Origin of the sequence: Flavobacterium seoulense, assembly GCF_000695795.1 — a bacterium.
In the GTDB taxonomy this organism is placed as follows: domain Bacteria; phylum Bacteroidota; class Bacteroidia; order Flavobacteriales; family Flavobacteriaceae; genus Flavobacterium; species Flavobacterium seoulense.
In genome coordinates, this window is record NZ_JNCA01000043.1 from 1 (window position 1) to 948 (window position 948).

1 protein-coding gene is annotated in these 948 nt (G+C 45.3%); it reads right to left on the minus strand.

Annotation, left to right across the window (positions count from 1 at the left end):
* Positions 1–948: SprB repeat-containing protein (locus FEM21_RS15880; protein WP_035662658.1), on the minus strand; the 948-nt coding region annotated here is incomplete at both ends.

A 948-nucleotide genomic window follows, 5' to 3' on the forward strand; every position in this document is an offset into this window, starting at 1 on the left:
ATAGGAAGGAGTTCCTCCTGTGGGAGCAACTGTTGCAGTTCCGTTCGAACCACCATTACAAGAAACATCAGTTTTTCCACCACCTGTAGTTAGGCTTAAAGCAGTTGGCTGTGCAATAGTGAAAGACTTTGTACCCTGACATCCATTTGCATCAGTTACTGTTACAGTATAAGTTCCTGCTGCAAGTCCAGTTGCTGTAGCGGCTGTCCCTCCTGATGGAGCCCAAGAATAGGTATAGGAAGGAGTTCCTCCTGTTGGAGAAACCGTTGCAGTACCATTCGAACCTCCATTACAAGAAACATCTGTTTTGCTTCCTGCTGTAGTGTTTAAAGCGGATGGTTGCGTAATTGTGAAAGACTTTGTGCCCTGACATCCATTTGCATCAGTTACTGTTACAGTATAAGTTCCTGCTGCAAGTCCAGTTGCTGTAGCAGCAGTACCTCCTGACGGAGCCCAAGAATAGGTATACGATGGAGTTCCTCCTGTTGGAGAAACCGTTGCAGTACCATTAGAGCCACCATTACAAGAAACATCAGTTTTAGTACCTGCTGTAGTATTTAGAGCAGTCGGTTGGGTAATAGTAAAGGATTTTGTACCCTGACACCCATTGGCATCAGTTATTGTACATGTATAAGTTCCTGCTGCAAGTCCAGTTGCTGTAGCAGCAGTACCTCCTGACGGAGCCCAAGAATAGGTATAGGAAGGAGTTCCTCCTGTTGGAGCTACTGTTGCAGTTCCGTTCGAACCTCCATTACAAGAAACATCAGTTTTAGTACCTGCTGTAGTGTTTAAAGCTGTTGGCTGTGTAATAGTAAAAGATCTTGTTGCTTGACACGCATTTGCATCAGTTACTGTTACAGTATAAGTTCCTGCTGCAAGTCCAGTTGCTGTAGCAGCAGTGCCTCCTGATGGAGCCCAAGAATAGGTATAGGAAGGAGTTCCTCCTGT